At 49.3% G+C, this 21349-nt stretch carries 22 protein-coding genes; 16 read left to right on the forward strand and 6 right to left on the reverse strand.

Going from position 1 to position 21349, the window contains the following annotated elements; translation table 11 throughout:
* The first annotated feature begins 287 nt into the window (after window positions 1-287).
* From gltB to BM200_RS10920, 3 genes are all read left to right on the forward strand, one after another.
* Window positions 288-4889: a glutamate synthase large subunit gene (gene gltB / locus BM200_RS10910; RefSeq protein ID WP_091184981.1), complete on the forward strand. Its 4602-nt coding sequence runs from the start codon at window positions 288-290 to the stop codon at window positions 4887-4889.
* Window positions 4890-5324: 435 nt separating this feature from the next.
* Window positions 5325-5798, forward strand: a complete 474-nt coding sequence (locus BM200_RS10915) for a DUF2975 domain-containing protein (RefSeq protein WP_091184984.1) — start codon at window positions 5325-5327, stop codon at window positions 5796-5798.
* A 38-nt stretch (window positions 5799-5836) separates the two neighbouring features.
* Window positions 5837-6370, forward strand: a complete 534-nt coding sequence (locus tag BM200_RS10920; protein ID WP_091184987.1) for a GNAT family N-acetyltransferase — start codon at window positions 5837-5839, stop codon at window positions 6368-6370.
* 24 nt (window positions 6371-6394) lie between these two features.
* On the opposite strand, the gene BM200_RS29685 is transcribed toward BM200_RS10920, so the two are convergent.
* Window positions 6395-6601, reverse strand: coding sequence for a hypothetical protein (locus BM200_RS29685; RefSeq protein ID WP_139230778.1), 207 nt, complete (start codon window positions 6599-6601; stop codon window positions 6395-6397).
* Between the two features lie 322 nt (window positions 6602-6923).
* Between BM200_RS29685 and BM200_RS30605 the strand changes: the two genes are divergently transcribed.
* Complete coding sequence (locus BM200_RS30605) at window positions 6924-7049, forward strand: hypothetical protein (RefSeq protein ID WP_281248364.1); 126 nt, start codon at window positions 6924-6926, stop codon at window positions 7047-7049.
* A gap of 14 nt (window positions 7050-7063) precedes the next feature.
* Here the strand turns inward: BM200_RS30605 and BM200_RS10925 are convergent, their stop codons facing one another.
* A complete protein-coding gene (locus BM200_RS10925) occupies window positions 7064-7432 on the reverse strand; it encodes a helix-turn-helix domain-containing protein (protein ID WP_091184990.1) in 369 nt (122 codons plus the stop codon).
* Window positions 7433-7669: 237 nt separating this feature from the next.
* Here BM200_RS10925 and BM200_RS10930 point away from each other — a divergent pair, with 237 nt between their 5' ends.
* The 6 genes from BM200_RS10930 to BM200_RS10955 all read left to right on the forward strand — a co-directional run bounded on the left by BM200_RS10930 (window position 7670) and on the right by BM200_RS10955 (window position 13192).
* Entirely contained in the window at window positions 7670-8092 is a 423-nt protein-coding gene (locus BM200_RS10930; RefSeq protein WP_091184992.1) for a PilZ domain-containing protein, read from the forward strand.
* 23 nt (window positions 8093-8115) lie between these two features.
* Window positions 8116-8814 (forward strand): CpsD/CapB family tyrosine-protein kinase, encoded by a 699-nt coding sequence (locus BM200_RS10935; protein WP_091184995.1) that lies wholly within the window; start codon window positions 8116-8118, stop codon window positions 8812-8814.
* A complete protein-coding gene (locus BM200_RS10940; protein WP_091184996.1) occupies window positions 8814-10025 on the forward strand; it encodes a sugar phosphate nucleotidyltransferase in 1212 nt (403 codons plus the stop codon). The genes BM200_RS10935 and BM200_RS10940 overlap by 1 nt, the downstream gene beginning before the upstream one ends.
* A gap of 41 nt (window positions 10026-10066) precedes the next feature.
* Window positions 10067-11026 carry an LCP family glycopolymer transferase gene (locus tag BM200_RS10945; protein WP_091184999.1) on the forward strand — a complete coding sequence of 320 codons (960 nt, stop codon included), beginning with the start codon at window positions 10067-10069 and terminating at the stop codon, window positions 11024-11026.
* Between the two features lie 458 nt (window positions 11027-11484).
* Window positions 11485-12405, forward strand: a complete 921-nt coding sequence (locus tag BM200_RS10950; RefSeq protein ID WP_091185001.1) for an ABC transporter ATP-binding protein — start codon at window positions 11485-11487, stop codon at window positions 12403-12405.
* A complete protein-coding gene (locus tag BM200_RS10955; RefSeq protein WP_091185003.1) occupies window positions 12398-13192 on the forward strand; it encodes an ABC transporter permease in 795 nt (264 codons plus the stop codon). The genes BM200_RS10950 and BM200_RS10955 overlap by 8 nt, the downstream gene beginning before the upstream one ends.
* 83 nt (window positions 13193-13275) lie before the next feature.
* On the opposite strand, the gene BM200_RS10960 is transcribed toward BM200_RS10955, so the two are convergent.
* On the reverse strand, window positions 13276-13725 hold the full coding sequence (locus BM200_RS10960; protein ID WP_091185006.1) for a bactofilin family protein: 450 nt from the start codon (window positions 13723-13725) through the stop codon (window positions 13276-13278).
* A 192-nt stretch (window positions 13726-13917) separates the two neighbouring features.
* Between BM200_RS10960 and rfbC the strand changes: the two genes are divergently transcribed.
* The 4 genes from rfbC (at window position 13918) to cls (ending at window position 17929) form a co-directional block, all read left to right on the forward strand.
* Entirely contained in the window at window positions 13918-14475 is a 558-nt protein-coding gene (gene rfbC, locus BM200_RS10965; RefSeq protein ID WP_091185010.1) for a dTDP-4-dehydrorhamnose 3,5-epimerase, read from the forward strand.
* A 10-nt stretch (window positions 14476-14485) separates the two neighbouring features.
* The gene (gene rfbB / locus BM200_RS10970; RefSeq protein ID WP_091185013.1) at window positions 14486-15505 is read left to right on the forward strand and encodes a dTDP-glucose 4,6-dehydratase; all 1020 of its coding nucleotides are present in this window, start codon (window positions 14486-14488) and stop codon (window positions 15503-15505) included.
* A 23-nt stretch (window positions 15506-15528) separates the two neighbouring features.
* A complete protein-coding gene (gene rfbD, locus BM200_RS10975; protein WP_091186266.1) occupies window positions 15529-16380 on the forward strand; it encodes a dTDP-4-dehydrorhamnose reductase in 852 nt (283 codons plus the stop codon).
* 112 nt (window positions 16381-16492) lie between these two features.
* Window positions 16493-17929 carry a cardiolipin synthase gene (gene cls / locus BM200_RS10980; protein WP_091185016.1) on the forward strand — a complete coding sequence of 479 codons (1437 nt, stop codon included), beginning with the start codon at window positions 16493-16495 and terminating at the stop codon, window positions 17927-17929.
* Window positions 17930-17938: 9 nt separating this feature from the next.
* Here cls and ligD read toward each other — a convergent pair whose 3' ends face one another.
* The 3 genes from ligD to ku are packed head-to-tail and all read right to left on the reverse strand — an operon-like array spanning window position 17939 to window position 20717.
* Window positions 17939-18853: a non-homologous end-joining DNA ligase gene (gene ligD / locus BM200_RS10985; protein WP_091185019.1), complete on the reverse strand. Its 915-nt coding sequence runs from the start codon at window positions 18851-18853 to the stop codon at window positions 17939-17941.
* Window positions 18850-19800, reverse strand: a complete 951-nt coding sequence (locus tag BM200_RS10990; RefSeq protein WP_091185022.1) for an ATP-dependent DNA ligase — start codon at window positions 19798-19800, stop codon at window positions 18850-18852. Before BM200_RS10990 ends, ligD begins: the two co-directional genes overlap by 4 nt.
* Window positions 19800-20717 (reverse strand): non-homologous end joining protein Ku, encoded by a 918-nt coding sequence (gene ku / locus BM200_RS10995; RefSeq protein ID WP_091185025.1) that lies wholly within the window; start codon window positions 20715-20717, stop codon window positions 19800-19802. The genes BM200_RS10990 and ku overlap by 1 nt, the downstream gene beginning before the upstream one ends.
* A gap of 208 nt (window positions 20718-20925) precedes the next feature.
* Between ku and BM200_RS11000 the strand changes: the two genes are divergently transcribed.
* Window positions 20926-21123: a hypothetical protein gene (locus BM200_RS11000; RefSeq protein ID WP_425434543.1), complete on the forward strand. Its 198-nt coding sequence runs from the start codon at window positions 20926-20928 to the stop codon at window positions 21121-21123.
* Between the two features lie 26 nt (window positions 21124-21149).
* Window positions 21150-21332, forward strand: coding sequence for an H-type small acid-soluble spore protein (locus tag BM200_RS11005; RefSeq protein WP_091185028.1), 183 nt, complete (start codon window positions 21150-21152; stop codon window positions 21330-21332).
* Window positions 21333-21349: the final 17 nt, after the last annotated feature.

Here is a 21349-nt window from a genome sequence, read left to right on the forward strand (position 1 = left end):
AGCCTGATGTTAAAATAATATAATAACCGCAATGGCGGAACACGGCCCGGAACATGGTCAATCTTAAACGAAAGCTTCATGATGCTAATTATTTTCCACCAGATACGAACGATTTCCTTTAAAAGCTACGGAAAAGTTTGTGTCCGCGGAAAGTTGGCATTAAGCCATCACGTTTAAGCTCGAAAGAATGGCAAGCGACAGGCCGATGCGCCTCGATTGCTGCCGTTCGATATACCGTTATTGAGCTATGCTTGCCCAAAAATCTTCTGATAGAAAGGTTGCACACGATGAAAGAGAAAATTTTTGGATTACCGCCGAAACAAGGTCTATATGATCCGCGCTATGAAAAAGACGCATGCGGCATGGGATTTGTGGCAAACATCAAGGGAAGAAAATCGCATACTGTCATTCGTCAGGCGCTGACATTGCTCGAGAATATGGAGCATCGCGGCGGTCAAGGCAGCGAACCAAATACGGGGGACGGCGCAGGTATTCTGCTTCAAATTCCGCATGATTTCTTCACACGTGAACTGAAAAAGCTTGAGATTGACCTTCCGCAAGAAGGAGAATATGCAGTCGGCCTATTGTTTATGCCGCATGATGAAGCGATCCGCAGCTCGTTTGAGCGTGAACTGGAGAACATTATCCTGGAAGAGGGCCAAACGTTGATCGGCTGGCGTACGGTTCCAACGGATGATTCGAAGCTTGGCCAATCCGCTTTGTCGGTGAAGCCGTTCGTTCGCCAAGTGTTTATCGCTAAGAACCCTGGGCTTCAGGACGAATTGTCCTTTGAGCGCAAGCTGTACGTCATCCGCAAGCGTGCGGAACTTGCGATCCGTTTCGGAGGCAAAGAAGGCGGAGAGATGTTCTACTTCACAAGCCTTTCGAGCAAGAAGATCGTATACAAAGGGATGTTGACAACGGAGCAAGTACGCTCGTTCTATCTGGAGCTGAACGACGAGTCTGTCGTGTCGGCTATGGCGCTTGTTCACTCCCGTTTCAGCACGAACACCTTCCCGAGCTGGGAGCGTGCGCATCCGTTCCATTACCTGATCCACAACGGCGAGATCAATACGCTGCGCGGCAACATCAACTGGATGCATGCCCGTCAGACGTTGTTCGAGACCGAGCTGTTCGGCAGCGATATGGAGAAAGTAAAACCGGTAATCAGTCCGGATGGTTCAGATACGGCGATGTTCGACAACGCACTCGAATTCTTGCATTTGTCCGGCCGTTCCTTGCCGCATGTTGCGATGATGATGGTACCGGAACCTTGGTCGAACCATGAAAGCATGGACGACAAGAAAAAAGCATTCTACGAATACCACAGCACCCTGATGGAGCCGTGGGACGGACCTGCCGCAATGGCGATTACGAACGGTACGCAAATCTGCGCTTACTTGGACCGTAACGGCCTGCGCCCAGCCCGTTATTATGTAACGAAAGACGATCATATCATTCTCGGTTCCGAAGCCGGCACTGTCGAAATTGCTCCCGAAGAGATTTTGTACAAAGACCGTCTCCGTCCGGGCCGCATGCTCGTTGTAGATACGAAAGAAGGCCGCATCATTTCCGACGAGGAAGTGAAAGCGCAAATCGCGGCTGAACAGCCTTACCGTGAATGGCTCGACGAGCATCTTGTAGACCTTGAAGCGTTGCCGGACGCGCCTGAGCTTCCTGAACTGGATCATGCTACGGTGCAGCAGCGTCAGCAGGCATTCGGCTACACCTTCGAAGATGTTCGCAAAGTGCTTGAACCAATGGCAAGCAGCGGCCAAGAGCCTATTGCTTCCATGGGTTACGATGCGCCGCTTGCCGTATTGTCGGAACGTCCGCAGCGTCTGTTCAACTACTTCAAGCAGTTGTTCGCGCAAGTAACGAATCCGCCGATTGACGCAATTCGTGAAGAAATCGTTACAGCCGTTGGCACAACGATCGGGCCTGAGCGCAACCTGCTGAAGCCTGAACCGGAAAGCGCGCGCCATATCAAGCTGGATACGCCAATTCTGTCGAACGAGCAGTTCGCGAAGCTACGCCATGTACGCCGTCCAGGCTTCAAGTCGATTACGCTTCCGATCTTCTTCCCGGCGGCTGAAGGCGAAGAAGGACTCCGTTCCGCACTTAAGCTGATGCGCGAAGCGGCAGACCGCGTTATTGAAAAAGGTCATAATATTCTTATTTTGTCTGACCGCGGTCTTGATAAAGACAATGCTGCGATTCCATCGCTGCTTGCCGTATCTGCCCTGCACCATCACTTAATCCGTCAAGGCACAAGAACGAAGGTTGCGATTCTGCTTGAATCCGGCGATCCGCGCGAAGTGCATCATTATGCGCTGCTGCTCGGTTACGGCGTCAATGCGGTTAACCCATACCTGGCGTTCGAGACGCTTGATGATATGATCCGCCAAGGCATGCTGAGCAATATCTCGCATGAGAAGGCTGTTAAGAACTACATTAAAGCTGCTACGAAGGGCGTAACAAAAGTATTGTCCAAGATGGGTATCTCGACGATTCAGTCGTACCGCGGCGCGCAAATTTTCGAAGCGCTTGGTCTGCAAGAAGAGCTGATCAACGAGTACTTCACATGGACGCCATCGCGTATCGGCGGTATTGGTCTGGATATCATCGCCCAAGAAGCGCTGAAATGTCATAACAAAGCTTACGCTGACCAAGAGGGCGGGGAGAAAGAGCTCGACTCCGGCGGCGATTATCAATGGCGCAAAGACGGCGAAGACCATTTGTTCAGCCCGCAAACCATTCATACGCTGCAAATGGCATCCCGTAAGAACGACTATAAGCTGTACAAGAAGTTCTCGAACATGGTGCAAGGCGAGGACAAGAAGCATATGATGCTTCGTTCGCTGCTCCAGTTCAAGGATGGGCGTCAATCGGTGCCGATCGAGGAAGTCGAGCCGGTAGAATCCATCTTCAAACGTTTCAAAACAGGCGCAATGTCGTTTGGTTCGATCAGTAAAGAAGCGCATGAAAGCCTCGCTATCGCAATGAACCGTATTGGCGGCAAATCCAATACAGGCGAGGGCGGCGAAGATCCTGCACGCTTTATCCCTGATGCGAACGGCGATTCCCGCCGGAGCGCGATCAAACAGGTTGCATCGGGCCGCTTCGGCGTAACGAGCAACTACCTTGTGAATGCGGATGAGATTCAAATCAAGATGGCGCAAGGCGCGAAACCGGGTGAAGGCGGTCAGCTTCCAGGACGCAAGGTTTATCCTTGGGTTGCTGAAGTTCGCGGTTCAACTCCGGGTGTAGGCCTGATCTCGCCGCCTCCGCATCATGATATTTATTCGATTGAGGACCTTGCCGAACTGATTCACGATCTGAAAAACGCGAATCCTCGCGCTCGCATTAACGTGAAGCTGGTATCCGAGGTTGGCGTAGGCACAATCGCTGCCGGCGTTGCTAAAGCACGCGCAGACGTAATCATGGTCAGCGGCTATGACGGGGGTACTGGCGCATCACCAATGAACTCGATTCGCCACGCGGGTCTGCCATGGGAGCTTGGTCTTGCAGAAACGCATCAAACGTTGATGCTGAACAATCTGCGTGACCGTGTCGTTATCGAAACCGATGGTAAAATGATGAACGGCCGCGACGTTGCGATTGCAATCCTTCTTGGTGCTGAAGAGTATGGTTTCTCGACTGCTCCACTTGTCGTACTAGGCTGCATTATGATGCGCGTATGTCAGCTCGATACTTGTCCGGTTGGCGTTGCAACACAAAACCCAGAGCTTCGCGCTAAATTTATGGGCGATCCAAGCCATGTCGTGAACTATCTTCACTTCATTGCGCAGGAGCTTCGTGAAATTATGGCAGAGCTTGGCTTCCGTACTATTCAAGAAATGGTTGGCCGTGTCGACGTTCTCGAATCGAAAAACCTGGTTGATCATTATAAAGCAAAAGGAATTGATCTTAGCCTTCTGCTGCATTCCCCGGATGTACCGCAAGACGCAGCGCGTCATAACGTACAAGAGCAAAACCATGGACTCGAGCTGTCGCTCGACATGCAAGAGCTTGTTCCTGGAGCAGCAGCGGCACTGGAAAGCGGCGAACGTGTTCGCGGCACATTCCCGATCTGCAATACAAACCGTGTAGTGGGTACAATTCTCGGCAGCGAAGTAACCCGCCGTTACGGCGCGAAAGGCTTGCCTGAAGATACAATCTCCTACCACTTCGTTGGTACTGCCGGTCAAAGCTTTGGAGCATTCGTTCCGAAGGGCATCACGCTCTCGCTTGAAGGCGACTCCAATGACTATGTTGGCAAAGGCCTCTCCGGTGGTAAAATTATCGTTGCTCCATCTCCGAAAGCTACATTCGTGGCCGAAGAGAACGTCATTATCGGCAACACGGCGCTTTACGGTGCAACGGATGGTGAAGTATACATCCGCGGTATCGCAGGCGAACGCTTCGCGGTTCGGAACTCCGGCGTGAAGGTTGTTGTTGAGGGCGTAGGCGATCATGGCTGTGAATATATGACTGGCGGCCGGGTTGTTATTCTCGGCAGCACAGGCCGGAACTTTGCGGCAGGTATGTCCGGCGGCATTGCTTACATCTACGACGAGCATGGCGACTTCTACAAGAACTGCAACATTGAGATGGTTCTGCTGGAGCGTCTTGAGACAGAAGAAGATGTTGCTGAGCTTCGCGGCCTGCTAGAGCGTCATGTGGATTACACGGGCTCTGCAGTTGGCTCGCGTGTTCTGAGCGATTGGAATTTATCGATCACGAAATTCGTGAAGGTTATTCCGAAGGATTACAAAAAAATGATGGAGCATATCCGCAAAGCGGAAGATGCAGGACTGACTGACGACAAAGCGCTTCTTGCTGCTTTTGAAGCAAGCATGAAAGAGCTGGCTCGTACAGGAGGATAAAGGGAAACAGGCTGGGCAGTTGCTCAGCCTGTTTTTTTTTGTAGAGAGTGGTGGCTGTGTACTCTGGATGCCGGGAAAGTATCTCCTTACGGTACACCGAATGAGAGACAGTTCAATACGCCTGTCTCTCATTCGGTGTCGCTGTTGAAATCGTGGGACTTTGATTAGAAGTTGAGGCTGTCCCACGATTTCAAAGGCGAACGTTGCACTCCTCCAGGAGATACTTTTCCTCTATCCACTCGCAGCCACCACTCAAAAAAAGGCAGGCTAAGCAAAAAGCCGCTCGCCTGAATGAGATAGGACAGGGGAGGGGAATGTGGAACCATTCCCTCAATTTCCTAGTGAGAAACACCTCACAAAACAATTAAAATATATTGTAAAACGATAAATTAGACATTATAATATCACTGAGTCTACACGGATGAGGTGGTTGTTATGAATCGTGCATCAACTTTGTTTTTGAAAATTACGGTGATTATATTGGCAATGCCTGCGATTGCTGTATGTGTTATAGCGATGATTGCTTTAATTCGAGATAACCCTGATCAATTTCCAGGTAAAATGCATGTATCCGATATCGGTTTTTTTGCTGCCGTAATTCCTTATTTCATCGCATTGTATATGGCCTTGAAATTACTCGGTTACATTGATAACAATATCGCTTTTTCAGAGCTGTCCGTCAGAGCATTAAAGAAGATTAAATATTGTGGTCTCAGTATCGGCATGATTTTTGTGGTGATGCTGCCAGTCGTGTTCATTACGGCCAGACAGGAAGAGGCGCCTGGGATTATAGTAGTCGGTTTAGCAGTAACCTTTGCTTCGTTTGTTATAGCTATCTTTGGCGCGCTGCTGGAACGATTATTGCAGAACGCTATTCGACTGAAGTCGGAAAATGAGCTGACGGTTTGAGAGAAGATACAATAATCTTTCAGAAAGGAGGGCATTCAGTGATCTACATAGAGACCCCAAGATTGCGATTGCGTGACTGGCGAGAGGCAGATCTGGGGCCGTTTATTCGGATGAACGAGGATGAAAAGGTAATGGAGTATTTTCCAAAGACCTTGTCGGAAGAAGAAACAATAGCGTTCTATGAGGTAATTACGAATGAGTTTAAAGACTTGGGGTATGGCTTATATGCGGTGGAGACGAAGGAGAACAATGCGTTTATTGGTTTTATTGGTTTCCATCAAGCAACCTTTGAAGCTGATTTTACACCATGTGTGGAGATTGGCTGGCGGCTGACCAAGGAAGCTTGGGGCAAAGGATACGCAACAGAGGGAGCGGATGCTTGTTTGCAGTATGGCTTTGATAAACTTGGTTTTACGGATGTCTATAGCTTTACAGCTGAGATTAATAAAGGTTCAAAGAATGTGATGAAGAAGATTGGAATGCGCTTTATTCAAACGTTTGAGCATCCAAGGGTAGAGAAGAACAGCCGGCTAAGCAAACATGTTTTGTTTCACGTCAATCACATAAAATAACCGTCTCATTGCGAGACGGTTATTTTATGTTTTGGACTTGCATAGGATGTAAGCAGTAAGGAACGAGAGCTGAAGGGAGATGGTGATCCCAATCACCATAAGCATACCTTCATCACCCTCAGGTGAAATGATAATCGCCAATGCAAAGAAGACAATGACCGTAAGAAGAACGATGCCGATGAATGCGGCAAACATTCTTAGTCGCCTGAGACCGTTGGATCTTGAATGCATGTCGCCTCCCTAATAATGTTTAATTATTCCAGTTCCATGTTTGTCTACTTTACATGAGATCCCCGTTGATGTCGATATCCAATTATGAAAAAAAGGTTAGGAGCATCCTCTATCTGCTTCTAACCTTTCGCTAACCATTTGCTTAAAAAATTTACAAAGGCTTCCATAAAAATCGACTCGCTTTTCTTTAAAAGATGGTCATATATTCCTATTTTCGACAAAAAAAGAACTAAACCTACCACAACTTCCGACATATTCCAGCTATATTGTTAGGTATAATAACATTATTGTTTCACTTTATTAGGAGTAGGAGTCGGATAAGATGAGAGAAGCAGAGATGCAAGCAACAAGCACTGAAGATAAACGTACTGAGCTAAATATTAGAGAAATATTAATTCAGTTGGATATTCCGCAAGAAAAATGGCCTACGGATCTTATCCAGCCCTAACAATTGCCGCAGCCCTAGTTCATCATACGTTCTGCCCGAACAAAGGCAATGAACCGTTTCGTTTCTTCTGCAGTAAGCTTCCGACCATCCACACTCAAATTGTACTTCTCCAGCAGCTCTTCGTCAGAAAGCTCCAGATGATCGACAAAGCTTCTAATATCTTCGCTTAACGCCGCCTGAGTATTCTGCGTTCTTCCTACCAAATAATCTATCGATACATGATACAGGTCAGCAAACTTTGCTAGCGTCTCCGTATCAGGCTCTCTGCGGTTCTTCTCATAATGAGATAATGCAGCCCTGGATATGCCGAGCTTTGCGGCGGTTTGCTCCTGTGTCCACTTTTTTTCTTCCCTCAAGCCAGCAATTCGGTTCCCTATATTCATCCTATATCCTCCTAAAATGACTGACTTCCGCTACACCTATATTAATACGGAAACGTAAATATTTCATTTGTTGCAACGAAACGTCGCAAAAAATCCGTAATAAAGTTATTTTCGCTTGACATGTTACATAACGTATCGTAAAGTGAAAGAAATGCAAGATACAAATTGTATCATTTAGTTATTGTTAACACAATTCGCTGTCTTTATTCCTCCCTATGAAGAAGGAGATGCTTCAACATGGGTGCCGACCCTTTTATACAAAGGTCCAATATCCGTATTCACCTCCACGAAGGAATAACCGCCCGTGCAGGTCTTCTGAATGAGCAGGGCCTCTTGCTTACAGCTTCAACATGCTCTGTGCTGATCTTGAACATTAGCAGGCAGGGGCTAAGCTTTTTGTCCGGATTGCGTTTTCCTGTGCATAAAGGCTACCTGATGGATTTCCAGATGAATATTTCCGGTGTTGCCTTTAATCTGCGCGGTCATGTCGTATGGCGCAACACAAGGGATAACCAATACGAATACGGCATTACCTTCTACCCTCCTAACCGGCTTCGGTCCGTGCTGGTCCGCATGCTGAATCAGGAGCTGCTTCGTCAAAGCCCGCAGCAGTATAAGATCCACGCTTTATATCGCGCATTAAGTCATAAGGCATTCTAATAAAAGCTGGCAGGTGGTTAACCATGCAACAATCCACGATTGAAAAAAGCAAGCTGATTACAACGATTAATCCCGATTCACCAATTGCTGAAGCGTACCGCTCCCTGCGCACGAATATTCTTTTCTCCTCCATCGATGAGCCTGTAAAAACGTTAATGGTAACGTCCTGCCAGTCCGGTGACGGCAAATCAACAACCATAGCGAATCTCGCCGTAGCTTTCTCGCAGGAGGGCAAACGCGTGCTTCTCATTGATGCGGATTTGCGCCGGCCATCGCTTCATACGTTTTTCATGCAGTCCAATCAGACCGGATTATCGAATGTACTGGCGAACCAGATGGAATGGCAGGATGCGGTTCATTCCACTTCTATTGACAATTTATTCTTTATCGCTTCCGGACCCACTCCTCCCAATCCATCCGAAATGCTGGGCTCCAAAAAAATGAATCAGTTCATCGAAGAGCTGACCGCTCATTACGATATGATCCTGTTTGATGCACCGCCTTCTCTTGTCGTGACAGACGGACTTGTGCTTGCATCCAAATGCGACGGAGTTGTTGCCGTCATTAGTGTTGGCATGACAAAACGCCAGCAAGCGAAAAAAATGTACGCCAGTCTTGAGCATGTCAAAGCGAGACTGCTGGGTGTGGTACTCAACAATAAGAAAAAGAAAAGCAAGGAACAGCCGTATTACACCTACTACGGTACAAACAGGAGGATGTAATGGGAGAGCAGCAAGTGAGACTCGTTTTATTAGCCGGCGGTCAAGGCAGACGGATGTGGCCGCTTTCTCATGCTAAGCGTGCGAAGCAGCTTCTTCCTTTGCTGCCTGGAGCAGAAGGTGATAGAGAGTCTTTGCTGCAAAGGCTGTGGCGTCAGCTGGGCCAAGTTGGCATGCAACAGGATACGTTTATTGCGATCGGCCATAATCAGGCGGAGGCTTTGCGTAATCAGATTTCCTTCAGCCTGAATGTAATTCGGGAGCCAGAGGCTAAAGGGATCTTTCCTGCTGTTGCGCTTGCCGCATCCTATCTTTATTCCGTTGCGTCCATGCCTCTCCATGAGACGGTTGCTGTAGTGCCGTCGGACTTGTATCTGGAGGAAGAAGAATGGCTTGAGGCGCTGAAGGAGCTGCCCGAGCAGCTTCGCAGGCATCAGCTTAACCATGTCATAACCAGCGACGGAAGCGGCATTGTCGTCTTTCGACTGGAGAGTGTTATTTCAGCCTTGGCGGAAGAAGGACTGCCGATTTCCTACGAACAACTTTACCGGCGTTACGAAGGGATTCACAGCAAGCTGGAAATGGTTATGACCCGGTTATTCGAAGGAAGTCCTACCTTCCGAATGCCGGAGTTGCCTTGCCATCGCATTAACAGCTGGAACAGTCTTGCTGCTGCTCTGCCGGAAAACGCTTCTATTTATAATGATTCGGCAGTTCCTGTAATTATGATGGGGCTGAAAGATATTACGGTAGCTATATCTGCAACAGGAATTCTCATTGCTGACCAGAGAGCTGTTATGCAGCCAGAAAAGCTCCTGAATCCTTGTGCGGATGAGCAGCTGCCGCTGGTACCCGGTTACGAAGCCGGTAATTGGGGGAGTGCGGTTGTCATAAACTGCACATACGATGAAGACGGGCAGCAATCCATAACAAGAAAGCTCGAGGTTAACGAGGGCGGATATTTGAATTACGTTTTTTATATGAAACGGAAACAGATTTGGACGGTGCTGGCTGGTGTTGGAGAGCTGATCCGCAATGAGGAAAGAACCATCGTTCGGACTGGTGATGTCATTGAGATCATGCCGGGGCAAAGACATACCGTTCACGCCAGATCCAGACTCTCGATTCTGGAGGTCCATTTCGGAACAGCATTAATGGAAGATGACCGGATTGTTCTGGCTGATCATTGGGAGGAAGTTAGTCCTGCCATGTAGAGAGTAAGCTGTTGCGGTAAAGAAAAAGGGGGAAGTGGAGTATGAAACGGGGCTGGAAAAGAGCGCTGATCGGCATTGGAGCCGGATTCGTCATTATTGCTGCCGGTACGGCCGGATATGTTTGGCATCTATACGGCTCGGTGAAAGAAACGGCAGATAAGATTTATGAACCGATTCAGCCAACGGTATATGTAAGCAAGGACCCGGAGGTTACCGTTAAGCCGCAGCAGGCTGTACAGGCTCTCATAGAAAAACGTCATCCGTTTACCGTTATGGTCATGGGCGTTGATGAGCGGGAGAATGATAAAGGCCGATCCGATACCTTGATCGTGCTTGCCGTTAACCCGGAGAAGAAATCCATCCTCATGTTCAATATCCCGAGGGATACAAGAACTGAGATTATCGGGCACGGGACTACGGATAAAATCAATCATGCTTACGCCTTTGGCGGAGTAACGATGGCGAAAAATACGGTAGAGCATTTCCTCGATTATCCGATCGACTACTATATCCGGATTAACATGGAAGGCTTCGAGCATTTGATTGATATCCTTGGCGGAGTCGAAGTGAACAATCCTTTTACGTTTTATTACGGGGAGCATCAATTTAATCAAGGCAAGATTAAGTTAAATGGCGAGCTGGCACTCCTATATTCCAGAATGCGTTATGAGGATCCAAGAGGGGATCAGGGCCGAAATGCCCGGCAGCGGGAAATATTAGTGGAGGTCATGAAGAGCTCCCTTCAATTCTCGAACATTACGCAGGTTCAAAAAATATTAAAAGAGCTTGGCACAAGCGTCAAAACAAACATTACATTTGAAGAAATGAAAACTTTTATGACTGATTACCGGGAAGATTTGGGCAACATCGATACGGTAGAAATAAGCGGCTCGGGTAGTACGATTAATCAAGTGTGGTACTTGATTGTAAGCAGGGAAGAGCGGGAACGGATTCATGATCTGCTGAAGGAACAAATGGATATCGACCAGACGGCGTCTTAACAGGACGCTGTTTTTATTCCAATAACTGTAAACGCTTACAAGCGAACAGACGACAAATTAAATACAAGTATTGACAACTTTCGCTAAATCCAATAAAGTAAAGATACGAATTGTAACAACTTGGAGAAATTGCTACAGTAAGTATATCGACATGGAAGCGGGGAAAGTAATGATGGTACAACTGGAAGAATGTTTTTATTGTGTGGGCTGCGGAAAAATGGTGCGGATGTATGAGGCAAAGTCTCTTTTTCGGACCGGCTTTTTCCGTGTTATCCTTCCCCTCGGCTGCTGCTCGGGCTGTTCACAAGTTTAAATAAAGACTTAATGGATAGAACGCTTTCCCTCACACTTTTAATTCGCTATAATAGACGCACGATACATAGAACTAGATTTTGGAAAAAGTGTATGCAATGAATCATACAAATCGTTGCATTCATTTTAGGAGGGCAAAGGGTATTATGGAGCAACCGATCGTACAGCTGCAGCAGGTTACGAAGCGGATCGGGAAGAAGACGATTATTAATAATCTGACGCTTGATCTGCCGCTTGGCGAAGTATTTGGTTTTCTCGGGCCAAACGGTGCCGGTAAAACAACGACGATCCGTATGATGGTAGGTCTCATGGCTATGACCTCCGGTGAAATCAAAATCGGCGGCTACAGCATCCGCAGCCAGTATCAGCAGGCAATCCGAAATGTAGGGGCAATTGTTGAGAATCCGGAGATGTACAAGTATTTGACCGGGTATCAGAATCTTGTCCATTTTGCACGAATGATTGAAGGGGTTACGCCTGAGCGCATTCAGGAGGTCATTGACCTTGTTGGTCTGGAATCCCGTATTCATGATAAGGTCAAGACATATTCCTTAGGGATGCGACAAAGACTTGGGGTAGCCCAAGCTATCCTTCACCGTCCGAAGCTGCTTATCCTCGATGAGCCAACGAACGGGCTGGATCCGGCAGGCATTCGCGAGCTGCGTGATTATCTTCGCCAGCTGTCCAAGGATGAAGGGATTGCTGTATTCGTCTCCAGTCACTTGCTGTCAGAGATGGAGCTTATGTGTGACCGCGTTGCGATTATTCAGAACGGCAAGCTGATCGATGTGCGGACCATTAATCAAGGCGGTCTGGATGTCGAGAGCAATGTCCAAATGCTGTTTGAGGTAGATAAGCAGGCCGAAGCGATTGCAGTCGCGGCGGAGCTTGGCAAAGATGCGTTCAGGGAAGGCGACAGTCTTGTCATTGAAGCGAACCGCGAATTTGCTGCAGACTTTAATGCAAGATTGGTTGCTGCGGGCATTAAGGTATACGGCATCCGCGTTCAAACCAAGTCGCTTGAAGATCAATTCCTCGAAGTAACGGGGGGGGAACGCATTGTTTAATTTTATGAAGCTTGTTCAGAACGAAAATATGAAAATTTATCGCCGTCCCCGTACCTATGTCATGCTGGGTTTATTGCTTGCTTTAATCGCGGCGATTTCCATTATTGGTTATTTCGTTGATGATAATCACACCGCCTCCGCGTGGAGCATGATCATGACGGAAGTGATGATTTCGTATATGCTTGTTACGGTATTCACGATTATTATCGCATCATCCAGCGTGGCGGATGAATTCACAAGCGGAACGATCAAGCTGCTGCTGATTCGTCCCTGGACAAGATCCAAGGTGCTGCTGTCCAAGTACATCGCGGTTCTGCTGTATGCGCTTGGGATGGTTGTCGTGATGCTGGTGTTTACTGTCATCCTGAACATGATCCTGTTCGGATACACGAATGAGACGGCATCGGAAGTCATTTCTCCTTTGGTCTCGGGATCTGTTATGGCTTATCTGCTGAAGTACAGCTTTCTGAAATATGTGTCGCTTGTCGTCACCACTACGCTTGCCTTTATGCTTGCGACAGTGTCCCGCAGCGGCGCTTTGGCAATCGGCTTGTCGCTGTTCCTGATTCTAGGGGTTAATTCCTTCTCGCCTCTATTGGCTTCACTTAAATATAAGTGGGCGGATTATATCTTGTTTATTCATCTTGACCTTACGCAATATTTGAACGATACCCCAATGCGGGATGGAACGACACTGGGCTTCTCTGTCCTGGTGCTGGCGATTTACTATGCCATCTTTGTAGGTCTCGCGTGGTATGTATTTAAGAAGAGAGATGTAGCAGCGTAAAACCAAATTAGATAAAAACTCCCGTTCGGTTCCTCTTCCAAGAGGATCCAAACGGGAGTTTTTTAGCTTCGATAGAGGTTTTCTCATACCGCCTGGCGCGCTTTTTCCTTCTCGCGGCTTTGTTCCTTGGAAGGTTGGGTTGAGCTGCTTCCGCTCCCCGTCTCTGACAGCGGGCGGGTACGCGTCTCATTTGGTCGCTCCATATGGCAGCTCCCGTTTAACATGCCGCCGTCCTGAACAATAATGCCTTGGGCAGAGATGCTGCCGGTCAGTTGACCGGTTGCTGTAATGGTCAGCCTTCCTTTTGCCACTACTTCACCATACACTTTGCCGGCAATGGTAATGTCCCTGGCTGTTATGTTGGAGCGTGCCATGCCGTTCTCTCCGATAATGACATCTCCCAGACACTCGATATCTCCGCTGTGCTCTCCCTCGATGCGGAGGTTTGCCTCGCTGATCAGCTTGCCCTCGATATGCGTGCCAAGACCAATTAACGTATCGGTCGTCGAAACGCGCTTGTTGTCTTTAAACATGGGGATAGGTTGATCCTCCTTCCATTCCGGCCATGATTAGAACGTTCTATTGACTTTTATTCTCGCAAAGCTCGAAACATGACAGAATTATATGGAATTGATGAGAGAAAAATGGCGTATGCCCGTGGGTCAGTACGAGCTTGCCGAATATATATAATATAGTTGAGTTCTGATATAACAGGATGGTGAAGCATGAACGTAATGGAAACAAGGCTGCCGGGAGTTAAGCTGCTGGAGCCTCCTGTATATGGCGATCACAGAGGTTTTTTCACGGAGAGCTATAACGAGAAGACGGCGCGTGAGAATGGAATCATCCATTCCTTTGTACAGGATAATCATTCCTTGTCGGTGGAAGCGGGAGTTCTTCGGGGGATGCATTATCAGCTTCAGCCCAAAGCGCAGACGAAGCTGGTCCGAGTCACGGCAGGAGCGATTTATGATGTTGTTGTAGATATACGACAAGGCTCGCCAACCTTCGGGCAATGGCAGGGCTTTATTCTAAGCGCAGCGAATAAGAGACAGCTGCTGGTGCCGCAAGGCTTCGCCCACGGCTTCTGTACGCTGGTACCAAGCTGTGAAGTACAGTATAAGGTGGACGCTTTGTATTCCGCAGAGCATGACAGAGGTATTGCCTGGGACGATCCGGCGCTAAGTATAGACTGGCCGGTCTCTAAGCCGATATTGTCGGATAAAGATGCCAAGCATCCACGGCTTGCCCAGGCAGAAATCAATTTTGTATATGAGGGGTGAGCATTCCTAAATGAAACTGTTAATTACAGGCGGGGCGGGGTTTATAGGGAGCAACTTCGTTCATTATATGTTAAGCCGTTACCCCGGCTATGAAATCATTAATGTCGATTCCTTAACGTATGCGGGCAATCCAGAAAATTTGCGGCAGGTTGAGAACCATCCGAACTATACATTTGTGAAAGCAGATATTGCCGATCAGGCGGCGCTTACTCCGCTCTTTGAATCCGGTATTGACGCGGTCATTAACTTTGCCGCGGAATCCCATGTTGACCGCAGCATTTTGCAGCCGGGACTATTCGTGCATACGAATGTTATTGGAACGCAGACGCTGCTTGATTTGTCCAAAACGTATCAGGTGGCCAAATATGTGCAGGTATCCACGGATGAAGTATACGGTACGCTTGGGGCTGAGGGACTATTTACGGAAGAAACTCCGCTTGCACCAAACAGTCCGTATTCGGCCAGCAAAGCCGGGGCTGATCTGCTCGTCCGCGCTTATTACGAGACCTTCGGTCTGCCGGCGGTTATTACGCGCTGCTCGAATAACTATGGACCTTATCAATTTCCGGAAAAGCTTATTCCGCTTATGATCCAAAATGCGCTGCAGGATAAGCAGCTGCCGGTATACGGAGACGGCCTTCAGGTAAGAGACTGGCTGTATGTGGAGGATCATTGCAGGGCGATTGATCTTGTTCTTCATCAAGGCAGGACCGGGCAAGTATACAATATCGGCGGCAGCAATGAACGAACGAATCTTCATGTCGTGCAAACGATTCTGCAGGAGCTGGGCAAGCCGGAATCGCTGATCCGTCATGTAGAAGACCGTCTGGGCCATGACCGCCGGTATGCGATTGATGCAAGCAAAATCAAAAATGAGCTTGGCTGGACGCCGCAGCACAATTTCGAGGAAGGCATCAAAGCGACAATTGCCTGGTATCTGCAGAATGAGCAGTGGCTGGAGCAGGTTGTATCCGGCGCTTATATGAACTATTACGATACGCAGTATGCGAAAAGGCTGGAGTCCAAATGACCGGTTCACAAGAGCAGAGAAAGCTGAAGGTAGCGGTTACGGGAGCAAACGGACAGCTCGGACGGGAGCTTGTCATGCTGGAGACCGGCGGTAAATTCGAGATGATAGGACTCGATCGCACAGCGCTGGATATCACAGATCTGGAGCAATGCAGAAGGGTATTTGCCCTCCTTCGTCCGGATGCCATTATTCATTGCGCTGCTTATACAGCAGTAGATCAGGCGGAAGCGGAGCCGGATGAAGCATTCCGGATCAATGCGGCAGGCACCCGTAATGTGGCCGTGGCAGCCAGAGAGATTGGCGCCAAGCTATGCGCGGTCAGTACCGATTATGTATTTGATGGAACGGGGACGGCTCCCTACAAGGAATATGACCGAACCAATCCGCAAACGGTATACGGACAATCCAAGCTGGCCGGGGAGCAGGCGGTCATCAGCCTTCATGACCGATATTTTATCGTCAGAACATCCTGGGTATTTGGGGGTTACGGCAATAATTTCGTCAAAACAATGCTGAAGCTTGCCTCAGACAGAGATCAGTTGACCGTTGTAGCCGATCAATGGGGCTCGCCCACCTATACCCGGGACTTGGCGTTATTCATGCTGGAGCTCATTCAAACCGACTTTTACGGTATATATCATGCATCTAACAGCGGTATTTGCTCCTGGTACGAATTTGCGCAGGCGATCATGGAAGAGAGCGGGAGCCGCACACGGATCGAGCCGTGCACGACAGCTGAGTTTCCCCGTCCTGCCCCTCGCCCGCATTATTCGGTGATGGATCACAGTGCCATCCGCAGCAATAGCCTCACTCCGCTGCAGCCTTGGCGGGATGCGCTGAAGCATTATTTATTAAATACCGGAACCAAGAAGTAACAGCCTGTCCCCGAGATGCTCGGCGGAACAGGCTGTTTTGCATCTCAAAGTATATGCTCTAGTCCGGTCGACCAAACTAGGGTGAATGGGTTTTTAGTAATGGGGTGCGTGGATGATCGGTTGGCTCACTGCAATTATTATGCTTCTTCTGTTATATAGCGTTCAGCCCGCGGTCATTCTGTGGATGGAAAGGCGAATACCGGCTAGGGCTGCCGCATGGATCGTGCTTGCTTTAGTGCTCCCTTTTCTAGGCTTTGCCGGATATTGGATGATTGGGCGCTCCAGGAGAGTGAAGGCAGGTCAGGATATTTCAAGAGAATACGAGCAGGCTGCCGAACGGCTGTCGATTTGTGCAACCAGTCCCGGAGAGCTTGGTCAGACAGGTATGCTGGAGCAGGAAAAGCTGCTTCGTCTGCTGCATGTCTGTTCCGGCAGGCCTGTAACGCTGGGCAACCAGGTGAAGGTGCTGACAAACGGGCGGGAGACATTTGCTTCTATCCTGGAAGAGATGGGGCAGGCTCTTCATCATATTCATCTGGACTATTATACGATCCGCGATGACGGAATCGGACGGCAGTTCTTGGATCTGCTCACGGCTAAAGCAAGGGCAGGCATCGAAGTGCGCGTTCTTTATGACGGGATAGGCAGCGTCAATTTGAGTAAAAGGTATATCCGCGAGCTTAAGCAGTCAGGCGTGCAGGTCAGCTGCTTTTTACCGGCCAGAGTCGCGTTGCTCAAGCGGCTGCTGAACAGCCGCAATCATAGCAAAATCGTTGTTATTGACGGTAAAATCGGATTTGTAGGCGGCATCAATATCGGTGATGAATATTTGGGCAAGGATAAGAGGCTTGGCTTTTGGCGGGATACGCAGCTGCGGCTTGAAGGGGACTCCGTCTATTTCCTGCAGGAGCTGTTCATGAAAGACTGGGAGCTTGCGGCCAAGGAGCGACTGCCGGTGCATGCCGGTTACATGCCTGAGCATGATCCGGATGATGCTTTGCAGGAGCCGGTTCTTATTGTATCAAGCGGCCCGGACCGAAGCGGGGAGCCGATTCTGGAGACGGCCTTTGCTGCCGTGAAAGCGGCTAAGTCGAGTGTTTATATTTCAACGCCTTATTTTATACCGGATGAGAGTCTGCTGGCCATATTGGGGAGTGCCGCGAAGAGCGGGGTAGATGTGCGGCTGATTATACCTGGCATTGCAGATACGCAGCTTGTCTTGTGGGCGACCTTGTCGTTTGTAGAACGGATGCTGGAAGCAGGGGTCCGGGTGTACCGGTATGAGAAAGGCTTCATCCATGCGAAAGTCATGATTGTGGATGAGCTGCTTGCTGTTGTCGGAACGGCTAATATGGATATGAGAAGCTTTCACAGCAATTTCGAGCAGAACGCCGTGCTGTTTGATCCCGGGACAATCAAGCATTTGAAGCAGGATTATGAACAGGATCTGCTCGACAGCAGAGAGCTGGACCTGGCCGGCTTCCGGCAAAGACGGAAAAAGGAAAAGGCAGCGGAAGCCGCTGCCCGATTGTTGTCGCCTCTTTTATAAAGGGGCGGCTTATTTGGATGTGTTTATAAAGCTCAGTACATGCCCTAAATCCTGAGGCTTGACCAGATCAATCAAATCACCGTAACGCTGCAGACGGTCTGCAATATTCAATAGATGGAAGTCGGCTGGCTTGATGCCCCCGGCATACACCTCGTCCCACTTCAAAGGCGTTGAGACCGGGGCGCCATAACGTGCTCTAGGCGTATATGGGGCTGCGATCGTTTTGCCTCTGTAATGCTGCAGGTAGTCGACGTAAATCAGGTCGCCGCGATTTTTGGTCAGCCGTTCCACGGTGAACAGCTGCGGATAAGCGCGGGACAAGTAATCGCCGACAAATTGGCCCAAGCCTCTTAGCTGATCAAAGCTGTATTTCTGCTGCACCGGCACGATAATTTGAACGCCGGTTGCTCCGGAGGTTTTGGGAACGGACTCGATATTCAGTGATTCCAGCAGCTTTCCTACAAGCGCGGCGGCTTCGATGATGCGCGGTTCTTCCTCTCGGGAAGGATCAAGGTCCAGAATCCACTCCGTCGGGTAATCGGGATTGCTGATCCGGTCGAAGGAAGCATGGAACTCCAGGCAGGCCAAATTGCCAAGCCAGAGCAAGGTCGGCAGGTTGTCGAGATGCACATACGAGATATTCTCGCTGCGGGCGATATGAACGAAATCAGGTCTGGGCTCCGGGCAGTTTTTTTGATAAAACGACTTGTCGGCATAGCCATGCGGATAACGGATGGTCGTCAAATAACGGTCCTTGCAGTGCTTCAGCAAAAAAGGAGACAGAAAAGCAAGTCTCTCAAGATACATAGATTTGGTAATCCCGTGCTCCGGCCAAAGCGGCTTATCCGGATTTGTAATCTTTATTTCCTGTCCTTCCACCATGACGGTTGCAGGCTTCTTGGCAGATGAGCTTGTTCGGTTCATGAGCGCCCTCCTGACGGGTTGAGACCAAAGGATACGAGCTTCGGATGCCGCAGCAGTCCGGCGGATGTCAGCTCAAGGCCGGTTACCCGGCAGGGAAGCGGGGAGGGGAGCCATACAATGCTCTCACCCTTCAGCTCAGCAGGCAAAGCTGGGAAAGGCATTGGCCATGAAGGAGCATCAATTCTCCGCAGCTGAAGCATTTGGCCCAGCGCCTCGCGCATTGCTTCATCAAGACCAAGCGATACACTGCCGATGAAGCGGCCTTGATCCGACATAATCAGGCTGGCCGCACGGCCATCGCGGCGCTTTACGCCAACAATGCCAACATCGAGCAGCAGAGCCCGTTTTTTCTTCAGCCAATCGCGATGTGCTTTGCCTTCTTTGTATGGACTGTCAAGCCTCTTGCTGACGATCCCTTCCCACTGATGATCATCAACCCATTTCCAAAGCGATTCTGCATCGGTATAGAGATCAGCCGTAAGAAGCCGGTCAGAGCGTACCGGCTTCATCTTTGCCATAAGCCGTTCGTGGCGCTCGGCATAAGGCAGAGCGCGCAAGTCTTGATCCCCATCTTGCAGCAGATCAAAGAGGACGTACAATACTTTCCCTTTCGCGGAGGAGGAAGAAGGCTCCGCGCCAAAGCTTCGTTCACGGCTTAATACCATTTGGAAATTCGGGCGCTCACCGTCCCAATAGACGACCTCGCCGTCCAGCATGCACGGACCAAGCTTATCAGCCTGCTCTTGCAGCGTCCGGTGAATTTCCGGATAGACCGTATTTTTGTTCAGCAGTCTCCGCGAATACAGATCAATCCTCCCGTCATCATTGATCGTCGCGACGATACGGACGCCGTCCCATTTGATCTGATAGATCCAGCCGGACTCCCGGGGGATGCGGTCATCCGCAACGGGTATCATCGGCTCCGCAGGAAGCGAGAACACAGTCATTAAGAGATCTCCGTTGCTTTAGGCTTCTTCGTTCTAGGCTTGCGCGGCTTCACAACCGGCTGATCTGCAGCGGTAGCAGCGTCCGCCGGAGTGCCGGCACCTGCAACTGCTTTGCCCGCGCCGGTATCTAGACCAACTCCGCCTGGCGGCAGCTTGGCTGCATCGAGGCTGGCCTGAAGGGCAGCCATCAGGTCAAGCACATTCGTTTGCTCCTGTTGCGGCGCCACGCGGATTTCTTGGCCGGCAACCTTATTATTGATAGCCTCCAGCATATTCGCCCGGTAATCATCCGTATATTTGGTTGGCTCAAACGGCGTAGACAGCTGCTCGATCAGGAGCTTGGCCATCGTGAGCTCTTTTTCGTTTACATTAACCGATTCCGGCAAACCGGGGACATGGGAAATGGAGCGGATCTCATCCGGGAAAAAGATCGTCTCCATCGCCAGGCAGTTATCGATGACACGAATGGCAGCGAGGCTGCTTTTAGACCGGATCGACACTTTGGCTACGCCGATCTTGCCCGTATCGGCCATCGCCTGGAGCAATAAGCCATAAGCGTTGCCCCCGGCCTGGTCAGGCGATAAATAATAAGTCTTCTGGAAATAGACCGGATCAATCTCCTCCAGTGCGACAAAATCCAGGATCTGAATGGTGTGCGACTTTTCTCCCGCTAACTGCTCGAGCTCATCCTTTTCAAAAAGGACATAACGGCCTTTCTCATATTCATAACCTTTAATGATATCGTCCCATCCCGCCTCTACATCACAATTCGGACAGCGCCGTACATAAGCGATTGGGCTGCCGCAAGGCTTGTGAATCATGCGAAGCGAAATATCCTTATCCTCCGTTGCCGTAAACATCTTGACGGGTACATGGACAAGCCCGAAGCTGATTGCGCCTTTCCACACAGTATGCATCTGGTATCTCCTCCTAAAATGAATTATCACCCAAATGGCCAAGCTTCAGGCCATTGTGATGATTCATTGCTTCGAAAGCATTAACCTAAAATGGATGTTGAAGCCTTCTTTATATCTTTTATTGTTCCCGCAATGCATGAGAATCAATCAAATCGGGCATATTTTGCTTGAACCAACAATGCTTGCAGCAGGGAGGAGTGAACCGACTATGATGGAATTCGATGATATCGAGAACAATGAGAAGCCGCCGGCAGACAAATGGGATGAAGGCCGCGACAACTACTTTATGGATATTGACCGCATGGTGAATGAGGGCTTAGGCGGAGGCACCGTGTCCCCGCATAACGGGTTAATCGATGAATCAACAACCGATTATATCGTTCCGGAATCAAAGGACGAGCTATAGTAAGTTTGAAGGAGGCAATGAATCAAATGGATGTAAACCGCGCCAAACAGATTTACAGCTCAGATTCCACAATCAAGGTTCATTTGGAAAACGGCGATTCCGTATGGATTGAGCATATAGATGAAGCGAATGGAACGGCTACCGTAAAAGTTGAGGGCAACCCGACTGACACGAAGACCGTATCCGTAGACCAGCTGCAGGAAAGATAAAAGTTGTTAAAATTCCG

This window comes from Paenibacillus catalpae, from assembly GCF_900112695.1.
Classification (GTDB): domain Bacteria; phylum Bacillota; class Bacilli; order Paenibacillales; family Paenibacillaceae; genus Pristimantibacillus; species Pristimantibacillus catalpae.